Origin of the sequence: Acinetobacter sp. 40AMC3-4, from assembly GCF_049898185.1 — a bacterium.
GTDB lineage: Bacteria > Pseudomonadota > Gammaproteobacteria > Pseudomonadales > Moraxellaceae > Acinetobacter.
Window position 1 is genome coordinate 91,094 of sequence record NZ_JAFCXG010000006.1, and the last position, 18,933, is coordinate 110,026.

19 protein-coding genes and 1 pseudogene are annotated in these 18,933 nt (G+C 43.6%); 11 read left to right on the plus strand and 9 right to left on the minus strand.

Going from position 1 to position 18,933, the window contains the following annotated elements:
- The first annotated feature begins 3 nt into the window (after positions 1-3).
- From cyoC to alr, 8 genes are all read left to right on the plus strand, one after another.
- Positions 4-624, plus strand: coding sequence for a cytochrome o ubiquinol oxidase subunit III (gene cyoC / locus ACP7BU_RS09205; RefSeq protein WP_004278786.1), 621 nt, complete (start codon positions 4-6; stop codon positions 622-624).
- On the plus strand, positions 624-950 hold the full coding sequence (locus ACP7BU_RS09210; RefSeq protein ID WP_004645410.1) for a cytochrome o ubiquinol oxidase subunit IV: 327 nt from the start codon (positions 624-626) through the stop codon (positions 948-950). The genes cyoC and ACP7BU_RS09210 overlap by 1 nt, the downstream gene beginning before the upstream one ends.
- A 10-nt stretch (positions 951-960) precedes the next feature.
- A complete protein-coding gene (gene cyoE / locus ACP7BU_RS09215) occupies positions 961-1,839 on the plus strand; it encodes a heme o synthase (protein ID WP_425879828.1) in 879 nt (292 codons plus the stop codon).
- Positions 1,840-2,277: 438 nt separating this feature from the next.
- The gene (gene rpsF, locus ACP7BU_RS09220; protein WP_004278789.1) at positions 2,278-2,664 is read left to right on the plus strand and encodes a 30S ribosomal protein S6; all 387 of its coding nucleotides are present in this window, start codon (positions 2,278-2,280) and stop codon (positions 2,662-2,664) included.
- A gap of 12 nt (positions 2,665-2,676) precedes the next feature.
- Positions 2,677-2,904 (plus strand): 30S ribosomal protein S18, encoded by a 228-nt coding sequence (rpsR, locus tag ACP7BU_RS09225; protein ID WP_004278792.1) that lies wholly within the window; start codon positions 2,677-2,679, stop codon positions 2,902-2,904.
- Positions 2,905-2,913: 9 nt separating this feature from the next.
- Positions 2,914-3,360: a 50S ribosomal protein L9 gene (rplI, locus tag ACP7BU_RS09230; protein ID WP_004278793.1), complete on the plus strand. Its 447-nt coding sequence runs from the start codon at positions 2,914-2,916 to the stop codon at positions 3,358-3,360.
- 216 nt (positions 3,361-3,576) lie between these two features.
- Positions 3,577-5,019, plus strand: a complete 1,443-nt coding sequence (gene dnaB / locus ACP7BU_RS09235; protein ID WP_005247269.1) for a replicative DNA helicase — start codon at positions 3,577-3,579, stop codon at positions 5,017-5,019.
- A 49-nt stretch (positions 5,020-5,068) separates the two neighbouring features.
- Positions 5,069-6,139: an alanine racemase gene (gene alr / locus ACP7BU_RS09240; protein WP_425879829.1), complete on the plus strand. Its 1,071-nt coding sequence runs from the start codon at positions 5,069-5,071 to the stop codon at positions 6,137-6,139.
- Positions 6,140-6,185: 46 nt separating this feature from the next.
- On the opposite strand, the gene ACP7BU_RS09245 is transcribed toward alr, so the two are convergent.
- The 5 genes and pseudogenes from ACP7BU_RS09245 to ACP7BU_RS09265 form a co-directional block, all read right to left on the minus strand.
- Complete coding sequence (locus ACP7BU_RS09245) at positions 6,186-6,617, minus strand: BLUF domain-containing protein (protein WP_005106614.1); 432 nt, start codon at positions 6,615-6,617, stop codon at positions 6,186-6,188.
- An 82-nt stretch (positions 6,618-6,699) separates the two neighbouring features.
- Entirely contained in the window at positions 6,700-7,434 is a 735-nt protein-coding gene (locus ACP7BU_RS09250; protein WP_005247272.1) for a proteasome-type protease, read from the minus strand.
- A 13-nt stretch (positions 7,435-7,447) separates the two neighbouring features.
- Entirely contained in the window at positions 7,448-8,227 is a 780-nt protein-coding gene (locus tag ACP7BU_RS09255) for a transglutaminase family protein (protein ID WP_004278799.1), read from the minus strand.
- On the minus strand, positions 8,224-8,826 hold the full coding sequence (locus tag ACP7BU_RS09260) for an alpha-E domain-containing protein (RefSeq protein WP_004278801.1): 603 nt from the start codon (positions 8,824-8,826) through the stop codon (positions 8,224-8,226). Before ACP7BU_RS09260 ends, ACP7BU_RS09255 begins: the two co-directional genes overlap by 4 nt.
- A 22-nt stretch (positions 8,827-8,848) precedes the next feature.
- Positions 8,849-10,294: pseudogene (locus ACP7BU_RS09265) on the minus strand (circularly permuted type 2 ATP-grasp protein); the annotation flags it as partial.
- Between the two features lie 354 nt (positions 10,295-10,648).
- On the opposite strand from ACP7BU_RS09265, the gene ACP7BU_RS09270 reads away from it, so the two are divergent.
- Positions 10,649-11,656 (plus strand): helix-turn-helix transcriptional regulator, encoded by a 1,008-nt coding sequence (locus ACP7BU_RS09270; protein WP_004278803.1) that lies wholly within the window; start codon positions 10,649-10,651, stop codon positions 11,654-11,656.
- 501 nt (positions 11,657-12,157) lie between these two features.
- Positions 12,158-13,828: a glutamate synthase-related protein gene (locus ACP7BU_RS09275; RefSeq protein ID WP_425879830.1), complete on the plus strand. Its 1,671-nt coding sequence runs from the start codon at positions 12,158-12,160 to the stop codon at positions 13,826-13,828.
- Between the two features lie 69 nt (positions 13,829-13,897).
- Here the strand turns inward: ACP7BU_RS09275 and ACP7BU_RS09280 are convergent, their stop codons facing one another.
- The 4 genes from ACP7BU_RS09280 to ACP7BU_RS09295 are packed head-to-tail and all read right to left on the minus strand — an operon-like array spanning position 13,898 to position 17,632.
- Complete coding sequence (locus ACP7BU_RS09280; RefSeq protein ID WP_195725881.1) at positions 13,898-14,941, minus strand: alpha/beta hydrolase; 1,044 nt, start codon at positions 14,939-14,941, stop codon at positions 13,898-13,900.
- Positions 14,941-16,080 (minus strand): YdcF family protein, encoded by a 1,140-nt coding sequence (locus tag ACP7BU_RS09285; RefSeq protein ID WP_005263276.1) that lies wholly within the window; start codon positions 16,078-16,080, stop codon positions 14,941-14,943. The genes ACP7BU_RS09280 and ACP7BU_RS09285 overlap by 1 nt, the downstream gene beginning before the upstream one ends.
- Position 16,081: 1 nt before the next feature.
- Positions 16,082-17,122 (minus strand): UDP-N-acetylmuramate dehydrogenase, encoded by a 1,041-nt coding sequence (murB, locus tag ACP7BU_RS09290; RefSeq protein WP_425879831.1) that lies wholly within the window; start codon positions 17,120-17,122, stop codon positions 16,082-16,084.
- Between the two features lie 3 nt (positions 17,123-17,125).
- Positions 17,126-17,632 (minus strand): low molecular weight protein-tyrosine-phosphatase, encoded by a 507-nt coding sequence (locus tag ACP7BU_RS09295; RefSeq protein WP_004278810.1) that lies wholly within the window; start codon positions 17,630-17,632, stop codon positions 17,126-17,128.
- 120 nt (positions 17,633-17,752) lie between these two features.
- On the opposite strand from ACP7BU_RS09295, the gene ACP7BU_RS09300 reads away from it, so the two are divergent.
- Complete coding sequence (locus tag ACP7BU_RS09300; RefSeq protein WP_425879832.1) at positions 17,753-18,913, plus strand: iron-containing alcohol dehydrogenase; 1,161 nt, start codon at positions 17,753-17,755, stop codon at positions 18,911-18,913.
- The last annotated feature ends 20 nt before the right edge of the window (positions 18,914-18,933 follow it).

Genomic DNA, 18,933 nt, shown 5'->3' on the forward strand with positions numbered 1-18,933 from the left:
ACAATGGCTGAAGTACTTCATCACGATAACCACGGACACGATGAGCATCATCATCACGATGATACTGACATCACCGTCTTTGGTTTCTGGACTTACTTGATGAGTGACCTTGTCCTGTTCGGCACACTCTTCATTGCGTTCGCTGTTTTGAGTAGCCACATTCCTGTGGGTACTCCAAGTGCGAGAGACCTGTTTGGCGACTCTTTAGGTTTCGTTCTTACTGAAACCTTCGCCCTCTTGATCTCTTCTGTAACCTTTGGTTTTGCAGTTCTTGCTGCATACAAAAAAGACGTTGCAAAAGTACTGACTTGGTTAGCGATTACTTGGGTATTCGGTGCTATCTTCATCGGCATGGAACTATATGAGTTCAATCACCTAGTTCATGCGGGTCACGGTCCAAGCACAAGTGCGTTCTTATCTGCGTTCTTTACTTTGGTAGGTACGCACGGTATTCACGTAACTTCTGGTCTGGTCTGGATGATCGTGCTTATGGTTCAAATCAAGAAATATGGTTTGACTCTTGCAAACACGCGTCGTCTAGCTTGCCTAAGCTTGTTCTGGCACTTCCTTGACATCGTTTGGATCTGTGTATTCAGCGTAGTTTACTTGATGGGAGTTCTGTAATGAGTCACGATCATAACGCTGCTGGCGAATCACACGGTAACGTTAAGCAATATACTGTTGGCTTCATCCTTTCTGTCATTCTTACCGTAATTCCATTCGGTATGGTGATGGCAGGCGGTTTTGGCCGTGGTATCTTGATTACTGTCATCGCGATTACTGCGGTTGCTCAGATTCTTGTGCAGTTAATTTACTTCCTGCATATGAACTCTTCTTCAGAGCAACGCTGGAACGTGATTGCATTCGTGTATACCATCTTAACTATCGCTATTCTTTTAGTGGGTTCTGTATGGATCATGAATTACCTACACTACAACATGATGATCTAAACTGGTCGTCATGCTGAAAAAGTATTTATTCCTGACTAAGCCAGGAATTCTCTTCGGTAACTTTGTTACCACTTTGGGTGGCTACTTCGTAGCCACTCAAGGTTCTGTAGATTTCCTTCTCCTGCTTATTACCCTTCTCGGTACTACGCTTGTCGTAGCATCAGGATGTGTGGTCAACAACATGATTGACCAGGACATCGACCAAAAAATGCAGCGCACTCAAAATCGTGCTCTGGTCACCAAAACCATTTCCGAACCTGTTGCCCTGGCCTTTGCTCTGGTATTAGGCATCGTTGGTTTTAGTCTTTTATGGTTCTGGGTAAATGCGTACGCTTTCTTATTCGCGGTGATTGGTTTTGTCGTATATGTTGGTTTCTACAGCCTATGGACAAAACGAACCACAATTCATCAAACTGTTGTAGGCAGTATTTCTGGTGCAGCTCCGCCTGTCATTGGTTATACCGCAGTGGCCAATCAATTTGACCTCGGTGCGTTACTGATCTTTTTAGGTTATGCGCTATGGCAAATGCCTCACTCATGGGCGATTGCGATTTATCGCTTTGATGATTACAAAAATGCAGGCATTCCGATCTTGCCTGTGGCACGTTCGATTCATCGTACCAAGATTGAATCACTGGTTTATGTGGTGTTATTCACGCTGACCATGAATGCGTTATTTGTCTTTGGTTATGCCAACTGGTTCTATGCAGTGATTTTAAACTTACTGTGCATTTACTGGTTGTATATCGGTGTCATTGGATTTAAAGCTGAAAATGATCAACTTTGGGCAAAGAAATATTTCTTGTTCTCGGTGATCCTGATTACTGTCATTAGTATTATCTTTAGCTTTACCTCAACTGCGCCATCTACACAGATTGTATTTTTTTAAAAAGATAGAGTTAGTCTCTATCTTTTTTTATTTTGATTTCTCTTAATCCCCTACTTCCAATAGTTGTAGAGCAGAATCAAAAATTCGGCTTTATAAAGCTAAACCTCGATCTTCCTGATTGCTTAGAAAATTCAATCTTTCTGGTTCCAGACTCCGATCCTTCAGTTTTCTAGATTTTCTGGCCTGATAAGTAAAGCTTGATCTTCGCAACAATACATGTGCTGAATTTAACCAGTCCAAATTTGCTTAAAGCCAAAGTCAGGTTCTGATGATCGATCTGGTTATAGAGATAATTTCGCAAAAATGTCTTATTTGGTTGAAATTATCCCTAAAGATCACTACAATTCCCCCTTCGCAAACACTGCGACACAACTTTGGTTGTGACTCCTTGCTTCAATTTACTTAAATTGGGGCTGTCCAAACCGTAAGGAGCTGACAATGCGTCATTACGAAATCGTACTTTTAGTACACCCTGATCAAAGCGATCAAGTAGTTGGTATGGTAGAACGCTACCTAACTCACATCAAAGAAGCTGAAGGTCAAATCCACCGTCTTGAAGACTGGGGCCGTCGTCAATTGGCTTACCCAATCAACAAGATCCACAAAGCTCACTACATTCTTATGAATGTTGAGTGTGGTCAAACTACTCTTGATGAGCTTGAAGAATTGTTCCGTTATAACGACGCAATCATTCGTAGCCTTATCATCCGTCGTGAAAACGCTATCACTGAAGAGTCATTATTGGCGAAAAGTGCTGAAGAAAAACGTGCGCGTAAAGCTCAACGTGAAGAAGCACAACACGCTCAAGACTCTGCTGAAGCTTAAGGAGAACATAACATGGCACGTTTTTACCGTCGTCGCAAGTTCTGCCGCTTTACAGCTGAGAACGTTACGTACATCGACTACAAAGATATCGACACTTTAAAACAGTACATCACTGAAAACGGCAAAATTGTTCCTAGCCGTATTACAGGTACTAAAGCTCGTTACCAACGTCAATTAGCGTTAGCTATCAAACAAGCTCGCTACTTGTCTTTGATCCCTTACACTGACAATCATAAGTGAGGTTGAGCTGTGGATATTATCTTATTACAACGCATTAAAAACCTAGGTAAACTAGGCGATAAAGTTTCAGTTAAAGCTGGTTACGGCCGTAACTTCCTTATCCCTCAAGGTAAGGCTGTTGCTGCAACTGAAGCAAACACTGCTGCTTTTGAAGCTCGTCGTGCTGAACTTGAGAAAGAAGAAGCTGCTATCTTGGCTGCTGCTCAAGCACGTGCTGACCAATTGAACGAAGTGAACATCGTTATCACTGCGAAAGCTGGTGATGAAGGTAAACTATTCGGTTCTATCGGTACTCGTGACATCGCTGACGCGTTGACAAATGCTGGTCTAGAAGTAGACCGTGCTGAAGTACGTCTTCCAAATGGCGCGCTTCGTCACACTGGCGAATTTAACATCGCAATCCAATTGCACCATGATGTTACTGCAGAAGTTCTAGTTACTATCGTAGCTGAGTAATTTCTCGCCTCAAAAAGAGCATGCGAAAGCATGCTCTTTTTTTATCTCTAAAAAATATAATCTAGCCAACACTGTCAAATTCATTTTATTATTCGTGTTTACAAAAAATTGCACTTCGCATTTTTGATCAGAGCGCGTATCATTTCATCTCGTAGTGAATAAACGCTATTCATCTCCGACGATATTTAACTATTGTATTTAAAATCAGGGATTTATATGTCACAGGCGAATGCCAGCAAAAAGGTAGCTACTGCTAAACCGGAAATTGTTACTGAAAATAGCAATCTCAAGGAGTTCCGTACTCCACCTCACAATTTAGCAATTGAACAGGCTGTACTTGCTGCCCTTATGACTGTGGCTGAATCTTTTGAGCAGGTCGGTGATGTGCTGACCGAAAATGATTTTTATGCCACCCGACACAAATATATCTTCCGTGCCATTGAGCAGCTCTCTAAAGAAAACTCGCCTTATGATGCGGTTCTGGTGCATGACTGGCTCATCAAACAAAACTTGCTTGATGCAATTGGTGGCGAAGAATATCTGATGCAGCTGATGGCAGATTCGCCATCAAGTTTCTATAATCTGGAAACCTATGCAGGCAAAATTAAAGAATTCTCTACCCTGCGTAGCATGATTAAAGTCAGCTCCGAAATTTTACAAAATGCCTATGACACCAAAGGCCGCACAGTGAGTGAAATTCTGGATCTGGCTGAGACGAATATTTTCTCAATTGCTGAACAGCATAATAACAATGCCAAAGCGCAAGGCCCTAAGCCGATCAACTCGGTGGTCGCAGACGTATTTGATAAATTAAATGAACTGTCGCAAATGGAAGGCAGCATTACCGGTTTAACTACTGGTTTTGTGGAACTGGATAACAAAACTTCCGGCATGCAATCCGGTGACCTGATTATTGTCGCAGCGCGTCCTTCCATGGGTAAAACCACCTTTGCCATGAATCTGGTCGAAAGTGTTTTATTCAATAATAACCTGCCTGCTCTGGTCTATTCGATGGAGATGCCAGCCGACTCCATCGCCATGCGTTTGATTTCATCATTTGGTCGCGTGCATCAGGGACATTTACGTTCTGGTAAAATGGACAGTGATGAATGGTCAAAAGTCACCAGTACCATTGTGCATTTACAAGAAAAAAATCTGTATATCGATGATTCTTCTGCGCTACCACCAACAGAATTACGTGCCCGTGCGCGTCGTATTGCCAAAATGCATGGCGGAAAGCTGGGCTGTATCATGGTCGATTACTTGCAGCTGATGAAAGTACCCGGTATGGGCGATAACCGTGTCGGCGAGATCTCGGAAATCTCCCGAAGCTTAAAAGCTTTAGCGAAGGAAATGCAATGTCCGGTAATTGCCCTGTCACAGCTCAACCGATCGCTGGAAAACCGTCCAAACAAACGTCCGGTGATGTCCGACTTGCGTGAATCCGGTGCGATTGAGCAGGATGCCGACTTGATCATGTTTATTTACCGGGATGAGGTTTATAACAAGGAATCCAAGGAAGCTGGCACCGCCGAAATTATTATCGGTAAACAGCGTAACGGCCCGATTGGTACCGTACGTCTGGCATTCGAAGGTCAATATACCCGCTTTAGTAATCTCTCACCTGAGTTCTATGCTCAGTATGATGACGAAGAGTAATCAGGCTCTCGTCCTCACATTTCCATCGTCCCTCTAGGAGTAATTTAGGGTGCGTCAAGCTACAGTTTATATTGACACCGCTGCGCTGCAATATAATTTAAACCGTGTCAAACAACTTGCCCCAACCGCGAAAATTGTCAGCATGGTAAAAGCCAATGCTTATGGACACGGAGTTAAAGACTGCTTAGCAGCCTTAAGCGAAACCGATGCCTTTGGTGTCGCCTGCCTGCAAGAAGCCCTGGAAATTCGTGAATTAGGCTATCTACAGCCGATTACGCTTATCGAAGGTGTTTTTTCTGCAGATGAAATGCCAATCGTAATCGAACAGAATATTGAAGTTATTGTGCATCAACAGGCTCAAGTCGACTGGTTAATTGCACATAAAGATGCCTATATCGCCAAAGAACTTAAAGTCTGGGTCAAACTGAATAGCGGCATGAACCGATTAGGTTTCAAAATTGAAGCAATCAAAGACGTAATTCATACGCTAAAAGCTGAAGGCTTTACTTGTGTGCTTGCCATGCATTTTGCCAATGCCGATGCTGAGCATCCACTGAATGATGAACAAATCCGTCAATTCTTGGAAATTAAAAATGACTGCGCGCCAATTTTAGCTTCTTGCTGTAACTCGGCTGCAATCTATAAATATCCAGAATTGCATTTTGACTATGTCCGTCCCGGAATCATGCTCTATGGCGCGACGCCTTTTGCAGACCGTGATGTACATGACCTAGATTTAAAACCGGTCATGACGTTTACAGCTGAAATTATTGCCTTGAATGATATTCAAGCGGGTGAGCATGTCGGTTATGGTTCGACGTTCACCGTAGACCAAAACATGACTTTGGCCATTGTTTCAATTGGCTATGGTGACGGTTATCCTCGCGCTTTCCCTAAACAGAACTATGTCGCAATCAATGGTCAGCAAACTCGCGTGATTGGCCGGGTTGCCATGGATATGATTGCCATTGATGTGACAGGACTAGATGTGCAATTAGGTACAGAAGTCGAACTTTGGGGTAAAACCCGTCTATTGGATGATGTAGCGACAGCCAATGGCACGATTGGTTATGAACTATTATGCCGACTGAGCAATCGTCCACTACGCAAAGTAGTTTGATCTAATCTTAAGAGTTAAAAAAGCCCAACATCTGTTGGGCTTTTCTTTAGGCTGACTTTTGTTCTTCGCCCTGCTCTATGCATAATTGCATTAATAAGGCATCGACATGACTTTGCTGAAAGGCAAAAGGATTAAAGTCATCAAATCCCATTTCCCGACAGAATTGCTGGATCTGACTGCGTTTGGAAATATATTTCATGGACCAGTCCGGGAAACTTGGATATTCAATTTCCTTGGTCTCAAATAATTTAATATCCTGATGACGAGGATCTTTATTCAATCGCTCTACTAACAGACTTTTTAAAGTGGGACATTCACCTTCGAGACATTGAAAAAAATGACCATCTGCGAAATACAGTACACCCGTGACTTGATGCTGGTAATTAAAATCACGAGCTTCTTTCAGGATATTCGCCAAATCTTCGAGTAAGTCAGGTTTGGGAGAAGTACTTTTACTGGCGTAACAAAATTGGTACATGCGCTAACTCCTCTATTTTTATTATGCTGAACTGCATAGAAGTTAACACTGTACGCGAAAAACCTGAACCCGGATAGGTTTATTATAAGAAATACTCATTAGAGGGAACCGGAAGTTCTGCCAGTCCTTTTTTCAAGGTCTCTGACCATTGCCGGCTTATTGACGTGAAATACTCATCATCTTCAGCAATACGCTTGCCTCTTGGCATGATCAGGCTGTCTTTTTTATAGACCAGCACATCGAGGGGCATGCCAACCGATACATTGGAACGTAGGGTCGATGCAAATGAAATCAGGGAACAGCGCAAGGCTTCATCCAGTGGCATATCATAAGTCAGCGCACGATCCAGGATCGGCTTGCCATATTTACTTTCACCAATCTGGAAATACGGCGTATCACGTGTGGCACAGATAAAGTTCCCTTGCGGATAGACATGATAAAGCTGCATATCCTGATCTTTAAGCTGCCCACCGACCAGCAGATTACAATAGTAATTGCTTTGTTCCGAAATATCGCTCGTAACATTCGCAATCACTTTTTTCAACGTACTACCTACCAGCTCAGCGACATCAAACATGGTGTGCAGACTCAAGATATTGGGTTCCTGCTTCAGTTCGAGCTGATTTTTGATATGCCCAATTACGGCTTGTGTTGTTGCCAGATTTCCGGATGCCTGTATGACGATCATACGTTCCCCAGGAATACCAAAGGTATACAACTTTCGAAATACAGAAATGTGATCTACTCCGGCATTGGTCCGGGTATCACTAATAAAAAGCATACCTTGCTCTAAACGTAGTGCACAACAATACGTCATTCATTCGTCCTTATTAACATCCTAGCACTTGAACGATGGAATGCATGGATTCCACACCGCCCTTTTCTCTGACACCGCGTACCGGTGCCACATCCCAATAATCCCGTCCAATCGCCACATATACATGCGAACTTGGAGTAAACAACAGATTACTGACATCAAAACAATACCATGTCTGGTCTACAAACACCTCTGCCCAAGCGTGACTGGCCAGATGCGAAGCATTTTGTGCATATAAATAACCAGACACATAACGGGCAGGTAAACCTAGATATTTACACATGGCAATGAAAATATGACTATGGTCCTGACAGACGCCCTGTCTCGACTCAAAGGCATCTATTGCAGAGCCTTGCACTGAAGTACTGTTGGAAATATAAGGCACATGTTCCAGCAAGGCCTGCGCCAGTCCGATCAAATGCTGACGGGTTAATGCAGGAACATGACGCTGTGCAAAATCTTTCATTGCTGCATTACATTGTGTTGATTCGGTCGGCTGTAGAAAAAGATTGGGATTGATTGAATCATTCAGTCCACTCTGATGCGCAGGATTCAGTTCAACAATCCCTTGCGCCATGATAGTCAGGGAATAATAAGGCTCCCGCTGGCTACAGGTCATCCACAGATTATGAAATGCATCTTTCCGGATTTCTTTATTACCCGGCACACTAATATCCCAGGAATGCACCCGCTGATGCGCATTGCTCGAAGGCATCATTTTAATGTACTGAATACTGTTCCTCACCTCGGCCGTGTACATATAATGCGTTTGGTGATTCACCATCAATTTCATACATCTGCCTCAAACAGTTGATGAATATGGTCGCTAAACTGGTAAAACTGAATCCGGTTCGGTTCTGTACGCAACTGCTCCCAGTACTGTTCCAGATCATTCCAGCCCATCTCTACCAAAATTCTGACCACATAATCAATCTTGCAGAGTGTAGTACTGGTTTCTTCACCCAGACGTAACTGATGATCGAGCTGTTCGACACATTGCCCTAGACTAAAAAACAGAAAAATATCGGAAGATTCGGCTTCCAGAATATCTTCACATTCCGTCACCACTTCACAGATATAACCAGCATTTTTGTCTGCGGTTTTGATCAATTTCATCAGTTCCGCATAGCCTGAAGCAGACAGCACCCCGCGTAATTCCTGAATATTGTCTTTAGCTACTTTAAACTGCTGGCTAAAAGACGCCACTTGCGTAGGATCAAGTACCAGCTCATTTAGGGAACTGGCATCAAAGGCAGGCAAACAGAAAGCATGGGCATACGCTACTGCCGCTTCGTCTTCTAAAAATGGAAAGCGCGCACATAAAAAATGAGTGCGAGATAAATAACGCCCTAACCAAAAAATATGTTGTGCATTGCTATTCAGCAAAACCATGACATTTTCCTTCTTTGGAATCTTATGAATGTAAATTGTCGACTACCCAGGTATCTTTGATACCGCCACCTTGTGATGAATTCACCACCAGTGAACCGGGCTGCATCGCCACGCGTGTCAAGCCACCCTGTACGATTTCAGTACGATAAGGCGAACTCAATACAAACGGGCGTAAGTCGATATGACGTTCAGCAATACCAAAATTGGTCAAAGTCGGACTAACCGATAAGTCCAAAGTGGGCTGCGCAATATATAAATGCGGCGCAGCTAAAATTTTCTCCCTGAAAGTTTCAATTTGCTGTTTAGACGCTTGTGGTCCAATGAGCATGCCATAACCGCCCGAACCCTGCGCTTCTTTCACCACCAGCTGATCCAGATGAGCCACGACATAGTCTAATTCTTCAGAATTACGACATTGATAAGTCGGAACATTTTTTAGAATTGACTGCTCGCCCAAATAAAAACGAATCATTTTGTCGACATATGGATAAACCGATTTGTCATCTGCCACACCGGTTCCCGGTGCATTGGCAATCACAACATTATTTTGCAAATAAGCTGACATCAAGCCAGCGACACCCAAAGTGCTATCCGGTTTAAAGCATAAAGGATCAAGAAACGCATCATCGACCCGTCTATAAATAACATCGACTCGTTGGCGACCACGTATGGTTTTTACATAAACCTTCGAGTCATCAACAAAAAGGTCACGTGATGTTACCAATGGTACATCCATCTCCCTTGCAAGGAAGGCATGTTCATAGTAAGCGCTATTAAAACGTCCTGGGGTCAGCACCACGACAAATGGCTTGTCGACGTAGGCATTTTCGATCAGGATTTCTTTCAATAATTGTGGATATTGCTCGATTCCGGCAATCTTGGACTGCTCGAATACTTTTGGCATGAGTTTTTCACTGATCTTGCGGCATTCCAGCATATAAGACACGCCAGATGGCGTTCTGAGATTATCTTCTAAGACATAAAACTCGCCCTTGGAATCACGGATCACATCGATTCCACTAATCTGGCTATAAATCCCACCTTTCAAGCTATGTTGATACATATGCGGCTGATAGGCCTCATGAGTTAAAATCTGCAACTCAGGAATAATATTGGCTTTTAAAATGTCCTGTTGATGATAAATATCATGTAAGAATAAATTTAGCGCCCGTATCCGTTGTGCCGAGCCTAAAGCCACCATATTCCACTGCTTCCGGTCTATGACTCGCGGAATGATATCGTAGGGAATGGTGCGTTCTACGCCTTCTTCATCGCCATAAACGGTAAAGGTAATACCGTGATGTAAAAAATGTTCTTTTGCTACCTGATTCAGTGCATTGAGTTCATCCAGCGTATGTTGTGATAACCATTCTTCCAGTCTTTGACCTGCCTGACTGGACAGCACATGTTCATCCTGCATTTCATTAAAGAACTTTGAAGATAACTGCTGCAGTAAAAGTTGTGGGTTTGTTGTAGTAGATACCGCTGTAGTTTTAGTGTCTATAAAATTTTTTCCAATATTCTGGGAACTAAATTTATCAATTGTTTCAATCACATTTGTATCCTGATTTCCTTTAAGCATACAAACCCTCGTATTATCATCTATTATAATTAAATCAAAGCAATATCCATGCCATGACATCTGCATTTCAATTACCATTAATCTAATAAATGCCCAATGAACTCAATGCTATTTTCGACCAAGTTGTTTTAGAATTGTAGGACAAATGTTGCACAGAGGGACTTGCGAAAAAATGAGAGTTTTTTTATTGTGTTAAGCTAAGCCTAAATCCCCTCTTCTTTATTGCCAGCAAAATAAATTATGTCAGCACAAGAAAAAGAAACTTCAAACAGTCTGTATCGCCAATGGCAAATTTTGTCGCGTCTTTCTACCGGCAAATGGATGGGAACACGTGAATTACAGGAAATCCTGAATCGCGAAGGCATTGATATCAGTCTACGTACCATTCAGCGTGACCTGAATCAGATTGCGCAACGCTTTCCAATTGAAAGCAGTAAAACCACGCCGCAAGGCTGGCGTTGGCGTTCAGATGCGCCGCTGCAAAGTTTGCCGCATATGACCAGCTCGCAAGCGGTCACTTTCATGATGGTCGAAGAACATTTAAAACATCTGCTGCCACCGAGCCTGATCGAGGAAATGAATCCGTGGTTTGATCTGGCACGACGCAGTCTTTCTTCCCAGAACAATGTCCGGCAATGGATTAACCGCGTACGCATTGTTCCGGCCACCCAACCGCTGATTCCACCTGTGGTAGATAAGGCCGCGCAGCAAGCGGTGTATGAAGGCCTGTTACAGGACAAACAACTGGAATGTGTGTATCAGGGCCGTGGTCATAACAGCGAAGAAAAAACCTATATTCTCAATCCTCTGGCATTGGTACAAAAAGGGTCAATCATTTATCTGGTGTGTACCCGTCATGACAAATCGGATATCCAGACCTTTGCACTGCACCGCTTTAAATCGGCCGTCGTGCTGAATTCACGTGCCTTGCATCCGGTCAATTTCGATATTGATGATTATATTGATTCTGGTGCACTGGGCTTCCGGGTGGACTTCAACCATCCCACCGAAAATGTCACGCTTAAACTCAGCATGTCAGAGTCGGATGCGCATTACTTTGAGGAAAGCCAGCTCAGTAAAGACCAGAAAATTGAAAAAATGGAAGATGGCATGTCGCTGATCACTGCTACCGTGCCATTTACCTCTCAACTGGTCTGGTGGCTGCGTAGCTTTGGTAAAAAGATTAAACATATTGAACCGAGTATTGTGGCCAATGCAGTCGCTCAACTGGATGAGGAAAACCCTTAACTACACAGGCTTCATCCAGATTCTTTTAGGTATTCCAGAATAAAAAAATCCCCAAATTGGGGACTGGAGAATTATGCTTATATTTTTGTTCTTGTTGTGGTGATCTGCCGCTGTGCCAATCTGCTTTTCTTTGACACCCCGAAATGCAGCTTGAATGAAACATCAATATTTAAAAATGACTGAGACATGAGCAAGCCAGCTCAGCATCATTAAAGCGAATGGATTTTTTGGTCATGGTTTAAGACTCCTATGTAGTGAATAAACCGACTATAAAGTCATCCGCCTTACTTGTGAAATAAATAGAATGCATGTCTTTTGCAGATTTTTTCTATAGAACTTTTTCCGTAAAATTTATCTGTAATCGCTGCCGATTGATTGTCTGGCTTAATAGCATTTTCGGCAAGTTTATAAAATCGAATAACAATTCTCTGCTTGTATAAGATACCTCGCTCTGCACATCATAAAGCCCTATAGAAGTAGAAATAGGGACTTAATTTTACAATGGCTAACCCTGCTCAATTAGTACGTCACAAGCTGCTCAATACTTTCTTTTCCCGCCATTCGGTCTGGTTTGCCTGCATTCTGATTGCAGTGATTTTTACTACATTTCATATCGGTTATTCACCGCGTTATATCTATTATTTTATGCCGCAAACGTTAGTGAATACCCTATGGATCCTGAGCATTCTGCTGAGTTTGCTGGGTTTGTATGATGTACTACAAAATAAGCATTCCATTCTGAAAAATTATCCCATTATGGGACATTTCCGCTTTATCTTTGAGGAATTCCGTCCCGAGATTCGTCAGTATTTTATTGAAGCCGACCGGGACGCACTGCCTTTTTCCCGTATGCAGCGCAGTCTGGTGTATCAGCGGGCAAAAAATGAAAATTCTGATAAACCTTTCGGCTCGATCCTGAATGTCTATGAAGATAATTACCGTCTTGTTAGTCATTCCATCACGCCCTGCAAAGTTGCCGATCCGCAGACTTTTCGCATCCTGATTGGAAATGAGCAATGTACCCAGCCCTTTTCAGCTTCTATTTTAAATATTTCAGCCATGAGCTTTGGCAGCATGAGTGCCAATGCAATAAGAGCCCTTAATCTCGGCGCTAAAAAAGGTGATTTTTTCCATGATACAGGCGAAGGCAGTATCAGCCCCTACCATCTGGAATATGGTGGTGATCTGGTCTGGGAAATTGGCAGTGGTTATTTTGGCTGCCGTACTTTAGATGGGCAATTTGATCCGGAACGTTTTGCTGCACAAGCCAAATTACCCCAAGTGAAGATGATTGAAATCAAGCTTTCGCAAGGCGCAAAACCTGGCCACGGCGGTATTTTACCTAAAAGTAAAATTTCGGAAGAAATTGCCCAAATTCGAGGCATCAGCCGTGATCATGATTGTGTTTCACCTTCGAGTCATCCGGCATTTAGCACACCGATTGAAATGATGCATTTCATACAAAAATTACGTGAACTTTCCAACGGAAAACCGGTCGGATTTAAACTGTGTCTGGGTCAACCGTGGCAGTTTATGAGCATGGTCAAAGCTATGTTACATACCCAGATTTACCCAGATTTTATTGTGGTTGATGGCTCTGAAGGTGGAACGGGAGCTGCACCCATTGAATTAATTGACTATGTTGGTGCCCCATTAAGAGAAGGTTTACTGTTTGTACACAATACCCTGGTTGGTGCAGGATTGAGAGATAAGATCAAAATTGGTGCAAGTGGTAAAATTATTAGTGCATTCGATATTGCCAGTACGCTTGCCATTGGTGCGGATTGGGTGAACTCTGCCCGTGGTTTTATGTTTGCAGTAGGCTGTATTCAGGCACAAAGTTGTCATACCAACCAGTGCCCTGTCGGAGTCACCACCCAGGATAAAGATCGTCAGAAAGCTTTACATGTGCCGACCAAGGCAGAACGGGTGTTTCATTTCCATAAAAACACCTTGCATGCCCTATCTGAACTGATTGCTTCCGCAGGTTTAAAACACCCTTCAGCTATTAAGGCGCATCATCTGGCACAACGCGTGAATAATCACGAAATAAAGAACTTTGCGCAGATTCATTTCTGGCTGAAAGAAGGCGAATTATTGTCCTGTGAAAATAAAGATGAGGAGAACTTCTACTTCCGGATGTGGAATTTGGCCCAATTAGAAAAATTTTAATTTGATGCATTTAAAATCAAAAAAGGCGTTTAATTCAAATGCCTTTTTAAATATTCAATTTTCAATCTATCAATAATAAGTTTTGCTGCCATGTGCATGTAAAAAGGCAGGAATCAAACCCGTGAGTGCAGCACGAATATCAGCACGCTCATTGATTAACTGATGCGAACCTTCTTCTAGCATCAGCAAAGTTTGGAGCCGGAATTTACGCCGGATAAATTCGATATTATAACGCCAGTCGACAGTCTGATCCTGTGCACCCTGCGCCAGCCAGACTGGAATACGACAAGCCGGACGCGCTTCCATTTCCAGCATCCAGCGTGACATCGCTAAAATCCAGTCCATGCCCATTATTCGCGGTTGTAATGGATCTTTAAGCCGGATAAAACGCAAAAACTCCGGATTATGGTTATTGCGTCTGAAATGTCGGGGAACTTCACGTTTGATTCGGCTAATAATGCCCAATCCGACCGAATTATGCCACCAGGCAGTTTTAGCGGGACGAATCAATGGTGATAACAATAAGACTCGTTCAACAAAAGGATTTTCACGACGTTCCGCAAACTCCAGTAAATGGTGCATCCAGATCGCACCGCCGGTACTCTGCCCGATGCCGACCCAAGGTTTAGGTAATTGTGAAGCGTGCTGCACATAACGATGTACGGCATGTAAAACCTGCTGATAATGATCAAAATTCTGAATGCTGGCAGGTGAACCATCACTCAGACCATGTCCCGGCAGATCATAGGTTAATACGCTAAAACCCTGTTCCAAAAGCTCTTTGACAATGGGCTGATAAATGCCGCTATGTTCCAGATAACCATGCAGCAAAAAAGCGGTTCCCTGAATCTTATCAAAGCGGGTATTTTCCAGATTTGGCTCAAACACCTGTACATGTAACCTGAATAAAGGCATCTGTACATAGCCCTGCCAGTGTTTGCAGTCCAGTAAATCAAAACCATAAAGCTTGCGATAGGACTGCAGATCAATCGGCGGTTCATCACTACGATTCAGGTTTAAAGGTGGCAAGAGTTGAGGCGTAACATCCCGACTCGGAATGGGTAAATCCAGCTGTTTCAGAATGGTGGGATTTAAAAATGGGATATCAGACATTATGGCACCTCCCGACAGTCACTGGATCCAAACCACATATCGCGCATGGTCGCCAACATTTCATAATTGGCACGACGACTGTGATCATAATTTTGTGCACTTGGACGCCATCGTGTCAATGGCGTTGGCATCGGCGCTTCTACCGGAATGGTTTGTATGCCATTTAACGCAAATAAACGGCGGGTACGCGGCATATGATAACGATCCGTAATCAGAATCACTGTAGGCGCTCCACCTTTCTTTTGTAATAATAATGAACTGAAACGGGTATTTTCACAGGTGTTCATGCTGCGATCTTCCAGTAATTTGGCATCGACACCATGATTTTTTAACCAGCGCTGCATATACGGCGCTTCGACCCCACTCAGAACAATCGGCAACTGATAATGTTTCTCTACTGCCAGCGTAGTTTCCAGACGTAGTCGCGTATAGTTATTGACGATGATCTCTTTGCCTTGGTCATCTAGGGTTAAGCCACCACCCAATACCACAATGGCATAAGGTTGGGAGCTATTCGCCGGTTTAGCCTGCTGTTGCTCTTGTAGTAAAGCCAAGTCCTGCTGGATTTCCTCTCCATCGGTTTCCTGTACCGAACTGGCTTCACCCTGCTCAAGTGGATGCGTCGTCAGAAACTCCATATATTGCTCAATGCGTTCCTTATTTTCACTACTGTCCCACTCCAGCAATTCCCGGACATTGGCTGTCGGATCGGCTGGTTCTGCATCTTCCTGTGAGGACAATAAGGGCACCTGAGCAGGTGGACTTTGCTCTGCTTTTTGATCTTGCTGTTCGCGCTGATATTCTTCAATCACCTGCTGCAGTGCTTTATAACGTGCCTGAATCAGCATCAGGTTGGCCGAGTTATTTTGCTGGATATCCTGTTCCATGACCTTTAAATACGCCTGACGGGCAATCCACAAATCAGAGCCAGGTTCCAGATTTTCATGTTCGCTGAGTGCAGCCATTTTCTGGCTTTGAGCCGCGACTTCATTTAGCTCTAAGGAGACAAACTGGTTTAAGCCCTTGACGATCATTTTTGAGTAAAAAGGCGTATAAACCAACACCAGTAGACAGCCGCATAGCACAAACAGTCCAGTGACAATTTGTAGCAAACGTACCATCCAATGGGTGTTTTTCATGTTATTCCTCTTCCTGATGAGAACGGATCAAGCCATTTTTATCGAACAATACAGGTTCAGGCTCCAGCATTAGACTAAATTTTTCCCAAACTGACTGTTGTACTGCACGATACGTTTTACGGACATCGGTGAGAGAGGCCTGACCATAATTCACCAACACCAGCGCCTGTTTATGAAACATGCCGACAGGCCCCAACTGTTTACCCTTCCAGCCCGCCTGATCAATCAACCAGCCTGCTGCCAGTTTAACTTGAGCATTCGTTTGCTGGTAATGGGGTAAATTCGGGAAAGATACAGCAATTTGGTCAAAGACCGCCTGATCAACCACCGGATTTTTAAAGAAGCTGCCCACGTTGGGAAATTCTTGTGGATCAGGCAATTTACTCTGGCGAATCTGGATGACGTGTTGCTGCAAGTTTTCTGCTGTGAGCTGATCACCGACCGCAGTCTTCAGATCACCATAATTCAGTTTCAAATCTGGCTGTTTAAGTAATCTAAAAGTCACATGGGTAATCACATAACGATTGGGATCATCTTTAAAAATACTATGCCGGTAGGCAAACTGACAATCTGCTGCCTGAATCGAAGCAAACTGTTTCAATTGTCGGTCATAGACCTCAACAGAATCGATGAATTCTCCGACTTCGACACCATAAGCGCCAATATTCTGTACTGGCGATGCACCGACCCGACCCGGAATTAAAGCTAGATTCTGTAGGCCATATAAACTTTGTGCCGTGGTCCAGAGCACGAAGTCATGCCAGCCTTGTCCGCCGCCTACACGTAAACGTTGCGACTGATCATCAGCATCCAGCATTTCAATGCCTTGAATATCCATATGCAGAACTAGCGCATCAATCTGCTCCGGCAACAACATATTACTGCCGCCTGACAGGATCAGCAAATTGAGTTGCTGCTGTTCCGCAAAATCCAGTGCAGTTAGCAGATCAGCGGTGGATTGAATCTGAGCATAGTGCGAAGCAACTGCTTCTAAATTTAAGGTATTAAAAGGTTTAAGTTGAACCTGGGTTTGAATCTGCATCGCTTAAACCTTGTGTAAATTCTGTTTAAAAATCTCAATCCAGGCCTGGCTGCTGGACTCACACTGATCAAGCACCCGTTCAAAGCCATCCGCTTCGCCATAATAGGGATCCGGTAAGGCCTGTTTCGGATAGGTCTGATCATGTTCACTCATCAATGCCACACGTGCACGTACATGACCAAACTGAGTTTCTGCCAGACGCTGTATGTTCTGGATATTGGATAAATTCTCCAGATCCATCGCCAGAATCAGATCATAATCAATAAAATCATGCGGAATAAGTTGACGTGCGCGAAGTGCTGAAAGGTCATAGCCACGTTTCAGCGCATGCTGCTGGCTACGCAAGTCCGGTGCCTTGCCCGGATGATAATTACTGGTTCCGGCAGAATCGACCACAATATTCAGTTGCTGTTCATCACAATAATGTCTGAGTACAACTTCTGCCGTGGGAGAGCGGCAAATATTTCCCAAACAAACACATAACACCTTGTATGGCGTTCTGGATGACATAAACAACCTCAGAGCTACTTTATTTTAAGGATTCTTATGTTAAGTTATTTATATACTGATTCCTATCTTACAACCATAGAATAATCTCGTATTTGCAATAAAAAAATCAAGGATATCGCCATGAATCGTTTTCAGTTTCAAACCGTCCCCAATATCATTGCCGGACTAGGCACGATTCAGGAATTATTTAAAATTCTAAAAAATGGCCGTTATCGCCGTCTTCTACTGGTGACTGACCCGGGTATGCTGAAGGAGCAATTACATCTGCCGATTCTGGATATTATTGAATCTGCCGGACTGGAGTATGTGATTTACTCGGATGTTCAGGCCGATCCGCCCGATACAGTGGTGCTTGAAGCGGTGGCTTTTGCAAAACAGGAAAATATTGATGTGGTGCTGGGCTTTGGTGGTGGCAGCTCGATGGATGTGGCCAAACTCATTGCAATTTTGGCGCATCCTGAACAGCATCAGACATTGTCCGATCTGTATGGCGTTGATAATGCCACCGGACCGCGTTTAGCTTTAATTCTGGTACCAACTACGGCTGGAACAGGTTCAGAAGTGACGCCGATTTCGATTGTCACCACAGGTGAAACCACTAAAACCGGTATTGTGGCACCGACCCTTTTTGCAGATATTGCCATTCTGGATGCAACATTTACCCAGAATCTTCCAGCACAGATCACTGCCGCCACCGGCATTGATGCCATGGTACATGCCATTGAAGCCTATACCTCAAAACACAAGAAAAATCCTTATTCGGATATGCTGGCCAAACAGGCTTTAAGATTACTGAATGCTAATCTGCAACGTGTACTGCAAAACGGTCATGATTTAGATGCCCGCCAAAATATGCTGGTCGGTTCCATGCTGGCCGGACAAGCCTTTGCCAATGCACCAGTCGCCGCCGTACATGCGCTGGCTTATCCACTGGGTGGACATTTTCATCTTTCGCATGGGCATAGCAATGCACTGGTTCTAACTGAAGTATTAAAGTTTAATGCGCCAGCGGCCAAACAGCTCTATGCGGAATTGATGACCTGGCTGGATCCTTACAGTAAAGGTTGTCATGATGGCCTGACTGATCTGTTTATTGATCATTTTAATAATCATCTGATGCAAAGCGGTTTGACCCTAAAACTGAATCAGTTGAATATTCCGGAAGATATGCTGCAGGTCATGGCAGAAGATGCGATGCAACAAAGCCGGCTGTTGCAGAATAATCCACGTGAACTCAAGGTGGAGGATGCTTATCAGATTTATCAGGCGATCTATGCCTAGATCAATTTCCACTTAAGCCT